Origin of the sequence: Roseomonas sp. AR75, assembly GCF_005222815.1 — a bacterium.
GTDB lineage: Bacteria > Pseudomonadota > Alphaproteobacteria > Acetobacterales > Acetobacteraceae > Falsiroseomonas.
The window spans coordinates 190597-208731 of sequence record NZ_STGB01000006.1 but is presented as its reverse complement, the minus strand read 5'-3'; the positions used below and the strand labels follow the sequence as shown (position 1 = coordinate 208731).

The following is an 18135-nucleotide window of genomic DNA, read 5'->3' as shown; positions in this document are numbered from 1 at the left end:
AGGGCTATTCGGCCGCCGCTGACAGCAGCCTGACAAAGACATCCGGCGGCATACCCTGCCGCTTGAGTTGGAGCAGGCCTGATCCGCTAAAAAGGTCGCTTTCGATAACCTTGAGCAGCCCGCGCACCGGCTTGCCTTGAGCGCTCAGCTTCTGCCCGACGGCGCTGAGACGGATGTAGTCGTCGACGCCGCCGGCGGCCTTTACAGTCGCGAGGATTTGCTTGCGAAGCGCGATGCGCTCCGGCGCTTCAGGCACGACGCCGATCTCGACGAAGGCGCTGCACTCCTCTCGCCAAGCCGGCGAGGCTTTGCTCTCCCCGAAGCCGAACACCTTGCGCGACGATTCACGCAGGCGCCGCGCCAACGGCGCGAAGTCGCTGTCGCTGGAGACGATGCAGAAGCCCTCGTGCTTCCCCTCGTGCAGCAATTCCATCGCACCGATCGTCAGCGCGATGTCGGCGGCATTCTTGCCCGGCAGGCAGGGGTCCAGCGAAACGCGGCAGAAGGCGTGGCGGCGCAGCACATCCTTCCACGCGGCGATCTTGCCCTCCGGCCAACGCCCGTAGGCGCGCCTCGTCTCTGCCGTGCCGCGCTTCGACACCGCGCTCATCACCTGGTCGAGCGCGGATGGCGGCACATTCTCGGCATCGATCAGAACGGCCAATCGCATCGCGATACCCTGCGCAGCGCGCCTTCACGCGGCAAGGCCATTCCGCATCCGCCACGGTGCGAATTGGTCAGGAAGCGTCATGCAGCACGCGCGCCGGCGCGTCGCTTATCATCGCCCGCCGGATCGCCTACGCTCGGCCCATGCAGCAGGACAGGCCGGGCCAGCCCGGCGCGCCGCCCGATCCGCGGCCGCCGCTCTGGCTGCTCGCGCTGATCACGCTCAGCGGCACGATGGCGATGCATGTCTTCGTGCCCGCCCTGCCGGAAGCAGGCGCCGCGCTCGGCGCCACGCCCGCCGCGATGCAGCTCACCGTCAGCTTCTACGTGCTCGGCCTGGCGCTCGGACAGCTCGTCTATGGCCCCGTCTCCGACCGCTTCGGCCGCCGCCCGGTGCTGATGGCCGGCCTTGCACTGTTCACCGCCGCCGGTCTCTGGGCGACCGCCGCGCCGGGCGTGCAGTCCCTCACCGCGGCGCGGCTGGTGCAGGCGCTCGGCGGCTGCGCCGGGCTGGTGATCGCACGCGCCATGCTTCGCGACGGGACGACCACGGCACTGGCCGCGCAGCGCCTGGCGCTGATGAACCTCATGGTCATCCTCGGCCCCGGCCTGGCGCCGCTGATCGGCGCAGCGCTGGCCGCGCTGACGGGATGGCGCTCGATCTTCGTCGCGCTGAGCCTGCTCGGGCTGCTCAACCTGCTGCTCGCCTGGCGGCTGCTGCCGGAGACGCATCGCGGCACAGGGCAATCAGTCGCCGCGGTGCTGCGCAGCTATCGCCGGCTCGCGGCCTCGCCGCGCTTCCTCGGCTTCGCGATCGGCGGCGGCTGCGCGACGACGGCGATGTACGCCTATATCGCCGCGGCGCCCTTCATCCTCGGCGTCGAGCTCGGACGCCCGCCCGGCGAGGTCGGGCTCTATCTCGCGCTGAACATCTTCGGCGCCTGGCTCGGCAGCCTGGCCGCCAGCCGCCTGGTGCAGCGCGTGCCGGTGCGCCGGCTGCTGTTCGGCGGCACGCTGATCGGCGGGGCGGGCGCGGCGGTTTTCCTGGGTGCGGCACTCGCCGGCGCGCTCAGCGTTCCGTTGGTCGTCGCGCCGATGATGCTCTTCACCTTCGGCGCCGGCATGGCCTCCCCGGCGGCGCTGGGCGAGGCACTCAGCGTGAATCCGCGCGCGGCGGGCTCGGCCTCCGGCCTATACGGCTTCGCCCAGATGGCGATCGGCGCGCTCTGCGCGGCGCTGGCGGGGATCGGCAGCAACCCGGCCATCGCCGCGGGCACCGTGCTGTTCGCGGCGTCGGCCATCGCGCTGGCCGCCTTCGCGGTCGCCATGCGGGTGCGGGCGGTCACACCGCCCTGACGGCGTCCTCCGCCGGCGCAGCCTCGGCGCCCCCGAGCGCGGCGACCAGCGCGTCGCGCAGCGTCTTCAGCTTGCGCTCATTCTCCACCTTCAGGCCGAAAACGTCCTTCACATAGAAGACGTCCACGGCGCGCACGCCATAGGTGGTGATGTGCGCGCTGCCGATCTGCAGCCCGTTCTCGCTGATCGCCGCTGTCACGTCGTGCAGAAGGCCCGGCCGGTCGCGGCCGTTCACCTCGATCACCGTGTGCGAATTCGAGGCATGGTTGTCGATCACCACCCGCGGTGGGATCTGCACCGCGCGCAGCCGCGCGGGCTCGCGCCGCAGCTTGCCGATCTCGGCCTCCAGGCGCAGGCGCCCGGAGAGCGACTGCTCGATCAGCACCGCCAGCCGCGCCAGCCGATGCGGCGCATCGAAGGCGCCGCCGGCCGCGTCCTGCACCCAGAAGGTGTCGAGCGCCATGCCGTTGGTCATGGTGTGGATGCGCGCATCCACGATGCTCGCACCCGCCACCGCCAGCGCGCCGGCGATGCGGCTGAACAGGCCGGGATGGTCCGCGCAATAGACCGTGACTTCCGTCACCGCGCGCGCCTCGATCACGCGGGTGCGCACGGTCAGGGGCGCGCCGTCGCTCTCGGCATCGTGGATCATGCGGGCGTGGCGCGCATGGGTCTCGGGGTCGAAGGAGAGCCAGTAGCCGGGATAGCCGAGGCCGAGGAAGCGATCGAGATCGGCTTCCGGCATGCCTTCCAGCAGCGCCGCCGCAGCCTGCCGCGCCCGCGCCACGCGGGTGTCGCGTTCCGGCACGGAAAGCCCGCCGGCCAGCACCTCCGCCACGCGCCAATACAGTTCGCGCAGCAGCGTCGCCTTCCAGCCGTTCCACACCTTCGGCCCGACGGCGCGCATGTCGGCGACGGTCAGCACCAGCAGCAGCCGCAGCCGCTCCGGCGATTGCACGGTCTCGGCGATGTCGAGGATGGTCTTGGGGTCGTCGATGTCGCGCTTGAAGGCGGTCTGGCTGACCAGCAGGTGGTTCAGCACCAGCCAGGAAACGGTCTCCGTCTCCTCCGGCGTCAGGCCGAAGCGCGGGCAGAGATCCAGCGCGATCTCCGCGCCGAGTTCGGAATGGTCGCCGCCGCGGCCCTTGGCGATGTCGTGCAGCAGCACCGCGACATACAGCGCACGGCGCGACTGGATCTGGCCGATCAGCTCCGATGCGACCGGCGCGATCTCATGCAGCTCGCCACGCTCGAGCTGGCCGAGCACGCCGATCGCCTCGATCGTGTGCTCCTCCACGGTGAAGACGTGGTAGGTGTCGAACTGCATCAGCCCGACGATGCGCGCCCAGTCCGGGATGAAGCGGCTGAGGAAGCCGACCTCGTTCAGCATGCGCAGCCAGCGCGCCGCATCGCGGCCGGAGAGGATGTCCAGGAAGATGGCGTTGGCCGCCGCGTCGTCGCGCAGCCGGACGGCGTAGCGCGCATTGCGCACCAGCGCGCGATGCGCCAGTGGATGCACCTCCAGCCCGCGGTCGCGCGCGGCCCGCACCAGCCGCAGCATGATGGCCGGGTCCTCGGCGACGTTGCGGTCGGGCGAGAACAGCACCTTGCCGTCCGCCAGCGACATTCCCGCCTGGGTCAGCGCCGCGTCCCCCGCGGGCAGCACCGCGGGCGGGCCGAGGGCCGCGCGTTCCAGCGCCGGTTCCAGCAGGCGCGTCAGCCGCACCACGTCCCGCGCGGTCAGGAACAGGTGCTTCATGAAGCGCTCGACGCCGTCCTGCACGCCATGGCGCGTGTAGCCCATGCGCGCGCCGACCACGGGCTGCAGGTCGAAGGTGAGGCGTTCCTCGGCGCGGCCCGTCACGTAGTGCAGGTGGAAGCGCACCGTCCAAAGGAAATTCCAGGCGCGGCGGATGGCGCGCGCTTCCTGCGGCGTCAGCAGCCCGCCGCCGGGGCTGTCCTTGCCCACCAGCTCCGGCATGCGCTGCACGCCGAAGGCGTGGCGCGCCAGCCAGTAGAGCGTCTGCAGGTCGCGCAGCCCGCCGCGCCCTTCCTTGACATGCGGCTCCACGAGGAAGGGGCTCTCGCCATAGCGCGCATGGCGGGCGCCGCGCTCCGCGCGCTTGGCGGCGAGGAAGGCCGCCAGGCCCGACTGCTTGCGGAAGGCGGCGAAGGCCGCGTCGAAATGCGCATGCACCGCGGCGTCGCCGGCCAGGAAACGGGCGTCGATCAGCGCGGTCTGGATCGTGGTGTCGCCGCGGGCGTCCTCGATGCACTCGGACACGGTGCGGGTGGCATGGCCCACCTTCAGGCCGAGGTCCCACAGCAGATACAGCATGAACTCCACCGCCCGACGCCCCTGCGGCCCGAGCGGCCGGTCCGACAGGAACAGCAGGTCGATATCCGAATAGGGCGCCAGCACGCCGCGGCCATAGCCGCCGGTGGCGATCAGGGCGAAGGCCGGCTCCGCCCTGGTTCCGCCCTCGGGGCCGGAGGGCACCATGGCGACGGTATAGGCATGGATGGCCGAGACCAGCCCGTCCGTCAGCGCCGCCAGCCAGCGGGCCGCGGCCAGGCCGGAGAGCTCATGCGCCTCGAAGGCGCGCTGCACCTTGCCCTGGATGCGGCCGAGCTGCCGGCGAAGCTGGCCCAGCGCGCCGTCGCGCGGGATGGGCCGGCCACCGGGCAGCAGCGCGGCGACCAGGTCGGGCAGCACTTCGGGCGACTCCGCGGCGGGCGAACCAGCCGCGTCCGGCGCGTGCGCAAGGCTCATTCGGATCACGCTTTCACGATACCGCCTCGGGGTCGCCTGCAACAGTGTCGTCGTGTTGCGCTGCGGCATCCTGGGCAACAATCGCTTTCAGGCGGTAGAGCGCCTCCTGCGCCTCGCGCGGAGAGAGGGCATCAGGGTCCAGCTCCGCAAGCGTCGCGTGCAGAGGGTCGGTCGGAGGGGTCCGGGCTGGCGTGGCGGCGCTTGCAAAGAGCGGAAGTTCCTCAGCCAGCGCGTCCGGGCCGCCCGCCCGTGCCCTGGCCTCCAGCGCGCTCAGCACCTGGCCCGCGCGGGCAAGCACGACCCGCGGCACCCCGGCGAGGCGGGCGACATGCACGCCCCAGGATTTCTCGGCTGCGCCGTCTCCGACCAGATGCTGGAACACCACCTCGCCTCGCCATTCCCGCACCTTCATTTGTGCCAGGCGCAGTTCCGGCAGGCGGCCGGCCAGCGCGGTGAGTTCATGGAAATGCGTGGCGAAGATGGCACGGCAGCGGATGCGGTCATGCAGCGCCTCCAGGACTGCCCAGGCGATGGCAAGCCCGTCCCAGGTGGCGGTCCCGCGCCCGACCTCGTCCAGCACGACGAGGGAGCGGGGCGAGGCGCCGTTGAGGATGGCGGCGGTCTCCGCCATCTCGACCATGAAGGTGGAGCGCCCGCCGGCGATGTCGTCGCCGCCGCCGACGCGGGAGAACAGCCGGTCCACCAGGCCGAGCCGGGCGGAGGCGGCGGGCACGAACAGCCCGGCCTGCGCCAGCACCACGATCAGCGCGTTCTGCCGGAGCCAGGTGGACTTGCCGGCCATGTTCGGGCCGGTCAGCAGACAAAGCCGCCGTCCCGGCGAGAGGTCGCAATCATTCGGCACGAAAGCGGGACCGCGCGCCCGGCGCAGCGCCGCCTCCACCACGGGATGGCGGCCGCCGACGATGCAGAACTCCGGACGATCCGTGATCTCCGGCCGGCACCAGCCGCCCTCGGCCGCCAGCGCGGCGGCGGCCGCGTGCATGTCAAGTTCCGCGATGGCGCGCGCGGCCTCCGCGATCGGCGCGCCGGCGTCCAGCAGCATGCGCCGGATGTGCTTGACGCAGGCGCGCTCCCGCTCCGCGGCGCGGGTGCCGGCCTCCGCCACCTTGCGGTCCAGCTCCGCCAGCGCCGTGCAGGTGAAGCGCACGGCGTTGGCCATGGTCTGGCGGTGGATCGGCGCGTGCTCCGGCCTGAGGCCCTTCGGCGGATCGCGCAGCAGCTTCTCCGCCGGCGCGGCGGGGAGTTCGGCGAGGAAGCCGAATTGCTGGTGGTGGCGGATCTTGAGGCTCGCCACGCCCCAGGCCTGGGCGAGGTCCAACTGCAAAGCCGCGATCGCCTCCCGCCCGCCATCGCGCAGGCGGCGCAGCGCGTCCAGCTCCCCGTCGTAGCCGGGGGCGATGATCCCGCCATCCTCCAGCCGCGCCGGCAGTTTTTCGGCCAGCGCCCGGCCCAGCTCCTGCCCCAGCGCGGGGTCGACACGCAGCGCGGCGGCGGCCTCGGCCACCAGCGCCGGCACCGGCAGGGCGGGCGCGGCGAGCGTCGCCGCGAGATGCGCGGCGAGATCGAGCCCGGCCTGCAACGCGCCGAGGTCGCGCGGCGCAAAACGATCCAGCGCCAGCCGCGCCAGCGCGCGCGCCATGTCCGGCGCGCCCTTCAACGCCGTGCGGATCGCGCCGCGCGTCGCCTCGTCGCCCAGCAGGAAGGCGACGGCATCGTGCCGCGCGGCAATGGGCGCGGCCTCGGCCAACGGCGCAGCCAGGCGCGCGGCCAATTCGCGCGCGCCCGCCGCCGTCAGGGTGCGGTCCACCGCGCCCAGCAGCGTCGCTTCGGTGCCACCGCGCTGATCCCGGAGAATCTCCAGGCTGCGCCGCGTCGCGGCATCCAGCGCCAGGGCGCCGGCGGCATCGGTCTGCGGCCTCGGCGGGTCGAGGCGCGGCAGCAGCCCGGCCTGGGTTTCGCGGACGTAGCCGAGGGCGAGCGCGGCGGCGGCCAGCTCCGCCTCGGCGAAGCGGCCGAAACCGTCCAGCGTGGCGACGCCATAGGCCTCCCGCACCAGCCGCGCCGCATCGCGCGGCACCAGGCGCGGCGCGATGCGCCCGGGCAGGCGCTGCGCAAGCTCGTGGTCTTCCGCCAGGTCCGGCACGGTGACGGCCTCGGCCGGTTCCAGTTGGGCCAGCAGCGTGCCCAGTTCCGCGCGCGGCAGCACGGCGGTGCAGAAGCCGCCGGTGGAGATGTCGAGCCAGGCCGCCCCCAGATCTCCCTCGCCCTTGGCCTCGGCGGGCGCCAGCGCCAGCAGCCAGGCGGGCCGCGCGGCTTCGAGCAGCCCGTCCTCGGTCACGGTCGCGGGCGTGACGACCCGCACGACCTCGCGCCTTATGGTCGGCGCCTTGCGGCGCTTGGCTTCCTCCGGCGTCTCCATCTGGTCGCAGATCGCCACGCGCGCGCCGGCGCGGATCAGCCGGGCAAGGTACGCGTCCAGCGCATGCGCCGGCACGCCCGCCATCGGTACGGGCTGGCCGCGATGCTCGCCGCGATGGCTGACGGCGATGTCCAGGATGGACGCAGCTTCCTCGGCATCGCTGAAGAAGAGCTCGAAGAAATCGCCCATGCGGAACAAGACGAAGGCGTCGGGATGCGCCGCCTTGGCCGCGAACCACTGCGCCATGGCAGGGGTCGCGCCATCGGCGGGGGGGACGCGGTCGCGCGGGGCGGAGGCCGATCCGTCTGTCACCCGGCTTGACTAGCGCCTGCCGGCGGACCTGCGAAGCGTCGCTTGCCCGCCGGGCCGTCGCGCGGGCACGCTTCGCACCCGCCGGAGGGAGGATCGATGCCGGACCCGCGCCGACAGCGCCCGCCGCCGAGCTATCGCGCGGGCATCGGTGGCGCCTATGCCTGGATCGGCATCGCCATGGGCGCCGTCTCCACCGCGAAGCTGGTGCTGGACCTCGCGAGCCTGCCGCTGGCGACCGTGGTGGCCGGGCTGTTCAGGACCTACGCCGTCGTGTTCCATACCATCTTCGACGTCGTGTTCTTCTGGCTGCCCTTCGCGGTGCCGGGCTGGGCCAAGGACCTCGTCATCGCCTATGTCATCGTCGGCGGCGCCGCGCAGAAGGCGGAGCTCGTCACGGTCCTGGCCGATTGGCGCCATCCCTGGATCGTGCTGCATCTGTATCGCAATTCCCGGCTGCTGTTCTGGCTGCGGGCCGGCGCCAGGCTCGCCTTCGCCACCCTCGCCTGGCCTGTCTGGCTCTGGCTGCACCGGGGGCGCCCCTATCTGGTGATGGGCCTCGGCTCGCACGGGCCGGGGCGCGTTGCCTACACGAAGCGGCCGCCGCGGCGCACCGAGCACGGTCAGGAGATCTATTTCGGCGACGTGCGGCTGATCATCCTCATCCGGCTGCTCTCGATCCTGGTCGGGGCGGCGGCGATCCTTGTGGCGAACTACGCCTTCAGCATCTGACCCGTGCCCCCGCGAAGCCTGGACGCGCAACGCTTGAAGGGCGCAGGCTCCGTTCCCCAAGGGAGGAACCGTGCCATGGCCGTGTCAGGGCTCGACCACATCAACATCCGCTGCCGCGAACAGGACCTGCCGGCGATGCGCCGCTTCTGGGGCGAGGTGGTCGGGCTGACGGAAGGCGACCGGCCGAATTTCGACCGGCCCGGCATCTGGTTCTGGGCCGGCGCGCGTGCGGTGGTGCACGTCATCTGCCGCGTGGATGAGGACGAGGCGCTGCCGGTCGGGCACGGCACCTTCGGCCATGTCGCCCTGCGCGCCGAAGGCCTGCAGGAGACGCGGGACAGGCTCGCCGGGCTTGGCGTCGCCTTCACCGAGGCGCCGGTCCCCGGCTTCCCCCTGCACCAGATCTTCCTGCACGATCCCACGGGGATCATGGTCGAACTGACCTTTGCCGTCTGAGGGGGGACGCTTCACGATGAAACGCCGAGACTTCCTGGCCGCCGCCACTGCCGCGGCGCTCCCGATCGCCGCACCCGCGGTCGCGCAGAACACGCGCGCGAGCACGCTGCGCCTGGTGCCGCAGGCGAACCTCGCGGTGCTGGACCCGATCTTCACCACCGCGACCGTCACCGGCAACCACGGCTACTACGTGTTCGACACCCTCTATGGCGTGGATGCGGAACTCAAGCCGAAGCCGCAGATGGCGGAAGGGCACGAGGTTTCGGCCGATGGCCTCACCTGGCGCATCCGCCTGCGCGAGGGGCTGAAGTTCCACGACGGCACGCCGGTGCGCGCGGTGGACTGCATCGCCTCCATCCAGCGCTGGTGCGCACGCGAGCCCTTCGGCCAGCTCATGATCCGCCAGGCGGAGGAATGGAGCGCGCCGGATGACCGCACCATGGTGATCCGGCTCAAGCGCCCCTTCCCGCTGATGCTGGACGCGCTGGCCAAGCCGGATTCATCCGTGCCCTTCATCATGCCGGAACGCATCGCGCGCACCGACCCCAACCGCGCCATTACGGAGATGATCGGCTCCGGCCCCTACCGCTTCCTGGCCAACGAGTTCAATTCCGGCAGCAAGGTCGTCTACGAGAAGTTCGACGGCTACATCCCGCGCCAGGAGACGCCGACCTGGACCTCCGGCGGCAAGGTCGCGCATTTCCCGCGCATCGAGTGGCACATCCTGCCGGACGCCGCGACCGCGGCCGCCGCGCTGCAGGCCGGCGAGGTGGATTGGTGGGAACGCCCGCATCCCGACCTGCAGGCGCTGCTGGCGCGCTCCCGCGACATCCGGCGCGAGGTGACGGACACCGCCGGCCGGCTCGCGGTGATGCGCATGAACTGCCTGCACCCGCCCTTCGACGACGTGCGCATCCGCCGCGCCGTGCGGCTTTCGGTGGCGCAGGAGGAATACATGCGCGCCTCCCGCGGCGGCGACAGCCCGGACTGGTCGGTCGGCCGCAGCCTCTGGCCGCGCCACACGCCCTATTTCGAGGATCTCGGCGCGTCGGTGATGCCGGGCGACCTCGACCGCGCCCGCGCCGCGCTGCGGGAAGCCGGCTATGCCGGGCAGAAGGCCGTGATCATCAACCCCACGGACTTCCCCGATATCGGCCCGCTCGGCCAGGTCAGCGCGGACCGGCTGAAGCGGATCGGGATGAATGTCGAGCTTGCCGAGACCGATTGGGGCACGGTCGTGCAGCGCCGCACCAATCGCGAGCCGGTGGAGCGCGGCGGCTGGTCCATGCTGCACACCACCGGCGGCGCCAGCGCCTGGGCGAACCCGGCCATCTCCTTCCTGGTGCGCGGCCAGGGCGAGCGCGGCTGGTTCGGCTGGTGGAAGAACGACAAGGCCGAGCAGCTCGCCGAGGACTGGGTGAACGCGCCGGACGAGGCGCGCCAGCGCGCCATCGCCTCGGAACTCGGCAAGCTGGCGCTGGAGGACGTGTCCTTCGTGCCGCTGGGACAGTTCGTGATCCGCACCGCCTTCCGGCGCGACATCACCGGCATCCTGCCCGGCTCCTCGCCCTATCCCTGGAACGTCCGGCGCGCCTAGCCGCGGCGCGGGCGCTGCTCGCATCTGCGAAGCGCCCCGCTTCCCTCCGGGGCCGTGGGCTGCAATGAAGCGTGGATGGTTGGGGAGAACCGGGTTTCCATGGACGACGCGCGCAAGACGCCGGGCGAAGCGGTGAGCGACACCCGCACGGCCCGCATCACCGGCGAGGAAGCGCTGGCCATGCATGCCGAGGGCCGCCCCGGCAAGCTGGAGATCCGCCTGACCAAGCCGCTGATCACCGCGCGCGACCTCTCGCTGGCCTACAGCCCCGGCGTGGCCGAGCCCTGCCTGCACATCCACCGCGACAAGAAGCTGGCCTATGACTACACGGCCAAGGGCAATTTCGTGGCCGTGGTGTCGAACGGCACGGCGGTGCTCGGCCTCGGCAATCTCGGCGCGCTGGCCTCGAAGCCGGTGATGGAAGGCAAGGCGGCGCTGTTCAAGCGTTTCGCCGACGTCGATTCCATCGATCTCTGCGTCGATACCGAGGATGTGGACGCCTTCGTCAACTCGGTGCGCTATCTCGGGCCGAGCTTCGGCGGCATCAACCTCGAGGACATCAAGGCACCCGAGTGCTTCGTCATCGAGCAGCGCCTGCGCGAGCTGATGGACATCCCGGTCTTCCACGACGACCAGCATGGCACGGCGATCGTGGCGGCGGCCGGGCTGATCAACGCGATCCACCTGACCGGGCGCGACATCAAGCAGACGAAGCTGGTCATCAACGGCGCCGGCGCCGCCTCCATCGCCTGCGCCGAGCTGGTCAAGGCAATGGGCATGCGGCCCGAGAACGTGCTGCTCTGCGACACCAAGGGGGTGATCTGGCGCGGCCGCACGGAGGGCATGAACCAGTGGAAGTCCGCCCATGCGGTGGACACCACGGCGCGCACCCTGACCCAGGCTCTTGACGGCGCGGATGTGTTCTTCGGCCTGTCGGTCAAGGGCGCGCTGACGCAGGAGATGGTGCGCGCCATGGCGCCGAAGCCGATCATCTTCGCCATGGCCAACCCCGACCCGGAGATCACGCCGGACGAGGCGCGCGCCGCGCGGCCGGATGCGATCGTCGCCACGGGTCGGTCCGACTATCCGAACCAGGTCAACAACGTCCTCGGCTTCCCCTTCATCTTCCGCGGCGCGCTGGATGTGCGCGCCAGCACGATCAACGATCCCATGAAGATCGCCGCCGCCGAGGCGCTGGCGATGCTCGCGCGGGAGGACGTGCCGGAGGAGGTGGCCGGCGCCGGCGCCGGCAAGTCGCTGCGCTTCGGCCCCGAATACATCATCCCCAACGCCTTCGACCCGCGGCTGATCTCCCGCGTCTCGCCGGCGGTCGCCAAGGCGGCGATGGACAGCGGCGTCGCGCGCAAGCCGATGGCCGACCTGAACCGCTACGCCCGCGACCTGGCGAACCGGCTGGACGCAACGGTCGGCGCGCTGGAGGCCATCGCGGAGGCGGTGCGCAACAATCCGAAGCGCGTGGTCTTCGCCGAGGGCGAGGAGGAGAAGGTGATCCGCGCCGCGATCGCCTTCCACAATGCGGGCTACGGCACGCCGGTGCTGGTCGGTCGGGAGGACCGCATCAACGCGACCACCGCCGCGCTCGGCATCCCTTTGCCGGCGGGGATCGAGGTGCAGAATGCGCGCGTGTCGGATTCCAACGTCCGCTATGCGGAGTTCCTCTATGCGCGCCGGCAGCGCGACGGCTTCCTGTTCCGCGACTGCCAGCGCCTGGTGAACCAGGACCGCAACGTCTTCGCCGCCTGCATGGTGGCCTGCGGCGATGCGGATGCGATCGTCACCGGTGTCACGCGCTCCTACTCCGCGGCCATGGAAGGCATCTCCATGGCGATCGACCCGATCCCCGGACGCTCCATCTTCGGCCTCTCGATCGTCGTCGCGCGCCGCGCGGGCACGGTGCTGGTGGCCGACACGGCGATCCATGAGCGCCCGAACGCCGAGACGCTGGCCGCGATCGCGCGCGGCTCGGCCGCGGCGGCGCGGCGGCTGGGGCTGGAGCCGCGCGTGGCCTTCCTCTCCTTCTCCACCTTCGGCGATCCGCGCGGCACCATCCCCGGCTCCATCCGGGAAGCGGTGAAGCTGCTGACGGAGCGCGGCGCGGATTTCGAGTTCGACGGCGAGATGTCGGCCGACGTGGCGCTCGATCCCGCGCTGCGCGCGGCGCTCTATCCCTTCTGCCGCCTGACCGGGCCGGCGAATGTGCTGATCATGCCCGGCCTGCACGCCGCCCATGTGCTGACCAAGGCGGTGCCGAAGCTGACCAGCGCGCAGGTGATCGGCCCGCTGCTGACGGGGCTGACGCATTCGGCGCAGATCGTGCCGATGTCGGCGGGGGTGAACCAGATCCTCGACGTCGCCTGCCTCGCGGCGCATGCCGCGGCGTCGAAATGAATGGCGCACACGGCCGCCAGCACGTGACGCAGCGATCCGTCGCGACGATCGGCTATGAGACCGCGACGCCGGCGGCGCTGGTCGCGGCGCTGAAGCGGGCCGGCATCGCGACGGTGGTGGATGTGCGGGCGCTGGCCAACAGCCGGCGCCCCGGCTTCGCCAAGCGGGCGCTGGCCGCCGCGCTGGCCGAGGCCGGCATCGTCTATGACCACGTGCCCGCCCTCGGCACGCCGGCCGCCGGCCGTCAGGCGGCGCGGGCTGGCAAGCCGGAGGCGATGCGCCGCATCTTCGCAGCCCATCTCGCCGGGGTGGAGCCGCAGGCGGCGCTCGCCGAACTCAAGGCGCGCGCGGCGCGGGAGCCGGTCTGCCTGCTCTGTCTGGAGGCCGATCCCGCCCAATGCCACCGCACCCTGGTGGCGGAGGCGATCGGCCTGCCGATCAGGCACCTCGCGCCCGCTCCGCCCGCCGCGGAGGTGCCGTAGCCATGGACCGGCTGATGCCGCTGGCCGAACGCGCCGGCACGCTGCTCAAGGCGCGTGGCGAGACGATCGCCGTCGCGGAGAGTTCCACCGGCGGCCTGGTGTCCGCCGCACTGCTCGCGCTGCCCGGTGCCTCCGCCTATTTCGTCGGCGGAAGCGTGGTCTACACGCGGGCGGCACGCGAGGCCCTGCTCGGCATCCCCGGCGATGTGCTGCGGACCACGCCGCCGGCCTCGGAAGCGATGGCGGCGCTGCTGGCGGATGCTGCGCGGCGCCGCCTCGGCGCGACCTGGGGCCTCGGCGAGGCGGGGGCGGCCGGTCCCACGGGCAACCGCTACGGCCATGCCGCGGGCCATGGCGTCTTCGCCGTCGCAGGCCCTGTCACGCTTGCGCGCACCATCGAGACCGGCAGCACCGACCGCGCCGACAACATGCGGGTCTTCGGCGTGACCCTGCTGGGCATGCTGGTGGAGGCGCTCGAAGCCGCGCGCTGAAGCGCCCGGCCGATTTTGTATTGTGCATTGCAGCACGCCGCTGGTAGACCTTTCGCGATGCTGTTCGCGCCCCCGTAAGACCGGCCGTCGCGGCTCGCCAGGAGCCGCTCCGTGCAGCCCATGCGCCCGGCGGAGCCATGCCGCGGCCCAGGTTGTCCGGCGTCTTCCGCGCATTTCCCCGTCTGACCGAAGCCTCCGGCCGCCGCCGCCGGCCTTCCCGGAGTCCGTTCATGTCCCTGGCCCGGCTGCGCGCCGAATGGTTCCCGAACATCCGTGCCGACATCCTCGCCGGCATGGTGGTCGCCCTCGCCCTGATCCCGGAGGCGATCGCCTTCTCCATCATTGCCGGCGTCGATCCGAAGGTCGGGCTCTACGCCTCCTTCTGCATCGCCGTGGTCATCGCCGTCGTCGGCGGTCGTCCCGCCATGATCTCGGCCGCCACCGGCGCGATGGCGCTGGTGATGGTCACGCTGGTGAAGGAGCACGGGCTGCAATACCTGCTGGCCGCGACGCTCCTGACCGGCCTGCTGCAGATCCTGGCCGGCCTGCTGAAGCTCGGCGTGCTGATCCGCTTCGTCTCGCGCTCCGTCATGACGGGCTTCGTGAACGCGCTGGCCATCCTGATCTTCATGGCGCAGCTGCCGGAGCTGATCGGCGTCACCGGGATCACCTACGTCATGGTCGCCGCGGGCCTGGCCATCATCTACCTGCTGCCGCGCGTCACGCGCGCGGTGCCCTCCCCGCTTGTCGCGATCGTGGTGCTGACGGCGGTGTCCATCGCGCTCGGCCTCGATGTGCGCACGGTCGGCGACATGGGCGAGCTGCCGTCCGACCTGCCGGCCTTCCTGCTGCCGCAGGTGCCGCTCACGCTGGAGACGCTCTGGATCATCCTGCCCTATTCCGCGACGCTGGCGGTGGTCGGGTTGCTGGAATCGCTGATGACCGCCTCGATCGTGGACGAGCTGACCGACACCGGCTCCGACAAGAACCGCGAATGCGCCGGGCAGGGCATCGCCAACATCGTCGCCGGCTGCTTCGGCGGCATGGCCGGCTGCGCGATGATCGGACAGTCCGTCATCAACGTGAAGTCGGGCGGGCGCGGCCGGCTCTCCACGCTGTTCGCCGGCGGCTTCCTGCTGTTCCTGATCATGGTGCTGGGCGACCTGGTGCGGCACATGCCGATGCCGGCGCTGGTCGCGGTGATGATCATGGTCTCGATCGGCACCTTCTCCTGGAAATCCATCGCCGACCTGCGCGTCCATCCGAAGAGCTCGAGCATCGTCATGCTGGCCACCGTCGCCGTCACCGTCGCCACGCACGACCTGGCGCAGGGCGTGCTGGTGGGCGTGCTGCTCTCGGGCATCTTCTTCGCCCGCAAGGTCGCGCGGCTGTTCCGCATCCGCTCGGAGCTCTCCGCGGATGGCCGCACCCGCAGCTACATCGTCACCGGCCAGGTCTTCTTCGCCTCGGCCGAGGCCTTCGCCGAGGCCTTCGACGTCCGCGAGGCGATCGAGCGCGTGGTCATCGACGTCTCCGCCGCGCATGTCTGGGACCTGACGGCGGTCGCGGCACTCGACCGCGTGGTGCTGAAGTTCCGCCGCGAGGGCACGGAGGTGGAGGTGCTCGGCATGAACGAGGCGAGCGCGACGCTGGTGGATCGCCTCGGCACGCATGACAAGCCGGGCGCGCTCGAACGCCTGGCGGCGCATTGAGGGGGGCGGCGATGTCCCGGATCCTGGCCTGCACCGATGGCTCGGTCTACGCGGCAAGCATCTACGACCACGCCGCCTGGGCGGCGCAGCGGCTGGGCGGTGCGACGGTGCAGGTGCTGCACGTGCTCGACCGCGCGGTGTCCGGGCCGCCGGCCGACCACAGCGGCGCCATCGGCTTCGACGCCTCCGAGGAATTGCTGCGCGAATTGGCGGAAGTGGATGCGGCCCGCGGCCGCGTGGCGCTGCGCCGTGCCCGCGCGCTGCTGGACGACGCCGAGCGCCGCCTGCGCGCCGCCGGCGTCGGGCAGGTGACGCTCACCCAGCGGCACGGCTCGGTGGTCGAGACCGTGACGGAGTTCGAGGCGGGCGCCGATCTCGTCGTGATCGGCAAGCGCGGCGAGGCGGCGGATTTCGACAAGGGCCATCTCGGCGCGAACCTGGAGCGCGTGGTACGCGCCAGCGCGCTGCCCGTCCTTGTCGCGGCGCGCGCCTTCCGCCCCATCGCACGCGTGCTGATCGCTTATGATGGCGGAGCGGCCGCGCTGAAGGCCATCGACTACGCGGTGCGGCAGAAGCTGCTGAAGGGACTGGAATGCCACCTGGTGACGGTGGCGCCGCAAGCCGCCGCGCCGAAGCTCGACCGGCCCGCGGAGCTGCTGCGGGGCGGCGGTCTCCAGGTCGTCACCGAGGTCCTGCATGGCGAGCCGGAAGGCGCCATCGCGGCCTATGTCGGCGCCGCCGGGATCGACCTGCTGGCGATGGGGGCCTATGGCCATTCGCGCATCCGCACCCTGCTGGTCGGCAGCACCACCACCGCCCTGTTGCGCGCCTGCCGCGTGCCGGTGCTGGTGTTCCGCTGAGCCTTCCGGTCGCCGGAACCGCGCCGGCGTGCCATAACGGGAACGACGCTGCGGGCTTCCCGCGGCTTTCGGCAAGGGACCGATGCATGTTCGCCGTGGGACAGAAGGTCTGGCACAAGGACGGAAAGCGCAGCGGCACGGTGGTGGAATGCGACGGCGACCGCGTCTTCATCGAGCAGGAGAACGGCGCGGAGCTGGATTTCCGCGCCGGCGACCTGACCGCGACGCCACCTGCCGCCGCGAAGACCGTCGCCACGCGGGCGCAGGAAGGCCGCCAGGCCTTCACCAGCGTGCCCAACCGCACCCTGACCACCGCCGACATCACCCCGGAACATGAGCGGGTGCTGAAGATCGTTCCGGCGCGCACGGTGCAGGCGGTGGCGATCCTGTTCGAGAAATGGCCGGGCGGCCGGAAGTTCGATGCGCTGAGCGTCGCGGAGAAGCTCAACGTCATCACCGAGATCACCGCCGTGCCCTATCGCACCATGCGGGAATACAGCGATCGCCCTGGCGAGCTTGGCCTGCTGATGGGCAAGGGCCTGGCCGACAGCCAGCGCGATGCCTGATGCCGCCGCGCGGCGGCCGATCAGGGGCTGCCGCGCATGAAGCGTCGTTCAGGGCGGTAGGTCAGCCAGCGGCGGAGGCTGGCGATCACGCGGTGCAGCGTCTCGGACATGGCGTGTCACCTGGTGCGGGCGAAGGGGCCGTCCTGGCGGCAGGCGGTGTCACCGCCCGGCCAGTCCCATTCTGACGCACAAGGATTGACGCCGTGTTGTCGCCGGCGCGGCAAATTCGGGGCAGTTCGCCGCGCCCTAACTGTCCAGGCGGATTCCCAGTTCGCGGATCAGCGGCCGCCACCGCGCATTCTCCGCCTGCACGAAGGCCTGGAACTCGGCGGGCGATTGCGGGCGGTACTCGATGTCGCGGTCGCGCAGGCGGCTGGTCAGCAGCTCCGTCCGCATCGCCGCGATCATCTCCCGGGACAGCCGATCCAGGATCGGCGCCGGCGTCGCCGCGGGCACGCTCATCCCCTGCCAGCCATAGGCGACGGCGTCGTAGCCCAGTTCCTTCGCGGTCGGCACCGCCGGCGCCAGCGGCGTGCGGCGCTCGGTCAGCGCCAGCAGGGTGCGCACCTGGTTGTCGCGGATGAAGGGCGCACCGGTGAAGGTGTCGATCACCACCACGTCCACATTGCCCGCCAGCAGGTCCTGCATCGCCGCCGGGCCGCCGCGATAGGGCACATGCTCGGCGAACAGGCCGCTGCGCCGCTTCAGCAACTCCATCGCCAGATGGTGCGGGGAGGCGACGGCGGGCGTGCCATAGCTCGGCGGCTTCGCCTGGGACGCCCGGCGCAACGCCGCGAAGTCGCGCCAGGGGCTGTCGGGGCGCACCACGACATAGAGCGGGAAAAGGCCGATGAAGCCGACGCCGGTGAAGTCGCGGTCGGGATCGTAGGGCAGGCGGGTATAGAGCGCGGGATTGTAGACCAGGATGCCGTTGTCCACATGCATCCAGCTGTGGCCGTCGGCCGGGCTGCGGGCGACGGATTCCGCGGCCAGCACGGCACCGCCGCCGGGCCGGTTCTCCACCAGCACCTCCTGGCCGAGCGCCGGTCCCATAAGCCCCGCGATCAGCCGCGCGAAGATGTCGGAGGCGCCGCCGGCGGGATAGCCCACCACCCAGCGGATCGGCCGCGCGGGCCAGCCGGCCGGCCCCTGGGCGCGCGTGGGACCCGCCGCGAGCCCGGTCGCGGCGATCATCCCGCCGAGCGTGCCCCGTCGTCCGATCATGATCTGCTCCTTGCCGCGGCAATCAGTCTGCGATGTGCACAGCGGGCGCGCCAGCCATGCAG

Annotated in this window: 14 protein-coding genes; 10 read left to right on the top strand and 4 right to left on the bottom strand. The window is 71.6% G+C overall.

The features are described 5' to 3' along the window. Positions 1–4: 4 nt before the first annotated feature. Positions 5–664 (bottom strand): NYN domain-containing protein, encoded by a 660-nt coding sequence (locus E4T13_RS25550; protein WP_170985248.1) that lies wholly within the window; start codon positions 662–664, stop codon positions 5–7. A gap of 146 nt (positions 665–810) precedes the next feature. Between E4T13_RS25550 and E4T13_RS25545 the strand changes: the two genes are divergently transcribed. Next, positions 811–2022, top strand: coding sequence for a multidrug effflux MFS transporter (locus E4T13_RS25545; RefSeq protein WP_137181184.1), 1212 nt, complete (start codon positions 811–813; stop codon positions 2020–2022). On the opposite strand, the gene E4T13_RS25540 is transcribed toward E4T13_RS25545, so the two are convergent. Continuing rightward, the gene (locus tag E4T13_RS25540; RefSeq protein WP_137181183.1) at positions 2009–4795 is read right to left on the bottom strand and encodes a [protein-PII] uridylyltransferase; all 2787 of its coding nucleotides are present in this window, start codon (positions 4793–4795) and stop codon (positions 2009–2011) included. The genes E4T13_RS25545 and E4T13_RS25540 overlap by 14 nt on opposite strands. A 13-nt stretch (positions 4796–4808) precedes the next feature. Beyond that, positions 4809–7481 (bottom strand): DNA mismatch repair protein MutS, encoded by a 2673-nt coding sequence (gene mutS, locus E4T13_RS25535; protein ID WP_137181182.1) that lies wholly within the window; start codon positions 7479–7481, stop codon positions 4809–4811. A gap of 162 nt (positions 7482–7643) precedes the next feature. Here mutS and E4T13_RS25530 point away from each other — a divergent pair, with 162 nt between their 5' ends. From E4T13_RS25530 to E4T13_RS25490, 9 genes are all read left to right on the top strand, one after another. Beyond that, on the top strand, positions 7644–8276 hold the full coding sequence (locus E4T13_RS25530; RefSeq protein WP_137181181.1) for a hypothetical protein: 633 nt from the start codon (positions 7644–7646) through the stop codon (positions 8274–8276). A gap of 75 nt (positions 8277–8351) precedes the next feature. Beyond that, a complete protein-coding gene (locus E4T13_RS25525; protein ID WP_137181180.1) occupies positions 8352–8732 on the top strand; it encodes a VOC family protein in 381 nt (126 codons plus the stop codon). Between the two features lie 16 nt (positions 8733–8748). Then, positions 8749–10329, top strand: a complete 1581-nt coding sequence (locus E4T13_RS25520; RefSeq protein WP_137181179.1) for an ABC transporter substrate-binding protein — start codon at positions 8749–8751, stop codon at positions 10327–10329. Positions 10330–10428: 99 nt separating this feature from the next. Next, on the top strand, positions 10429–12738 hold the full coding sequence (locus E4T13_RS25515) for an NADP-dependent malic enzyme (RefSeq protein ID WP_137181178.1): 2310 nt from the start codon (positions 10429–10431) through the stop codon (positions 12736–12738). 23 nt (positions 12739–12761) lie between these two features. After that, entirely contained in the window at positions 12762–13220 is a 459-nt protein-coding gene (locus E4T13_RS25510; protein ID WP_206030308.1) for a DUF488 family protein, read from the top strand. A gap of 2 nt (positions 13221–13222) precedes the next feature. Then, positions 13223–13711 (top strand): CinA family protein, encoded by a 489-nt coding sequence (locus E4T13_RS25505; protein WP_137181176.1) that lies wholly within the window; start codon positions 13223–13225, stop codon positions 13709–13711. Positions 13712–13941: 230 nt separating this feature from the next. Continuing rightward, complete coding sequence (locus E4T13_RS25500; protein ID WP_137181175.1) at positions 13942–15423, top strand: SulP family inorganic anion transporter; 1482 nt, start codon at positions 13942–13944, stop codon at positions 15421–15423. A gap of 11 nt (positions 15424–15434) precedes the next feature. Next, positions 15435–16283 (top strand): universal stress protein, encoded by an 849-nt coding sequence (locus tag E4T13_RS25495; protein ID WP_137181174.1) that lies wholly within the window; start codon positions 15435–15437, stop codon positions 16281–16283. 86 nt (positions 16284–16369) lie between these two features. Continuing rightward, positions 16370–16849 carry a hypothetical protein gene (locus E4T13_RS25490; RefSeq protein WP_137181173.1) on the top strand — a complete coding sequence of 160 codons (480 nt, stop codon included), beginning with the start codon at positions 16370–16372 and terminating at the stop codon, positions 16847–16849. Between the two features lie 246 nt (positions 16850–17095). Here E4T13_RS25490 and E4T13_RS25485 read toward each other — a convergent pair whose 3' ends face one another. Continuing rightward, the gene (locus E4T13_RS25485; protein ID WP_137181172.1) at positions 17096–18073 is read right to left on the bottom strand and encodes a tripartite tricarboxylate transporter substrate binding protein; all 978 of its coding nucleotides are present in this window, start codon (positions 18071–18073) and stop codon (positions 17096–17098) included. Positions 18074–18135: the final 62 nt, after the last annotated feature.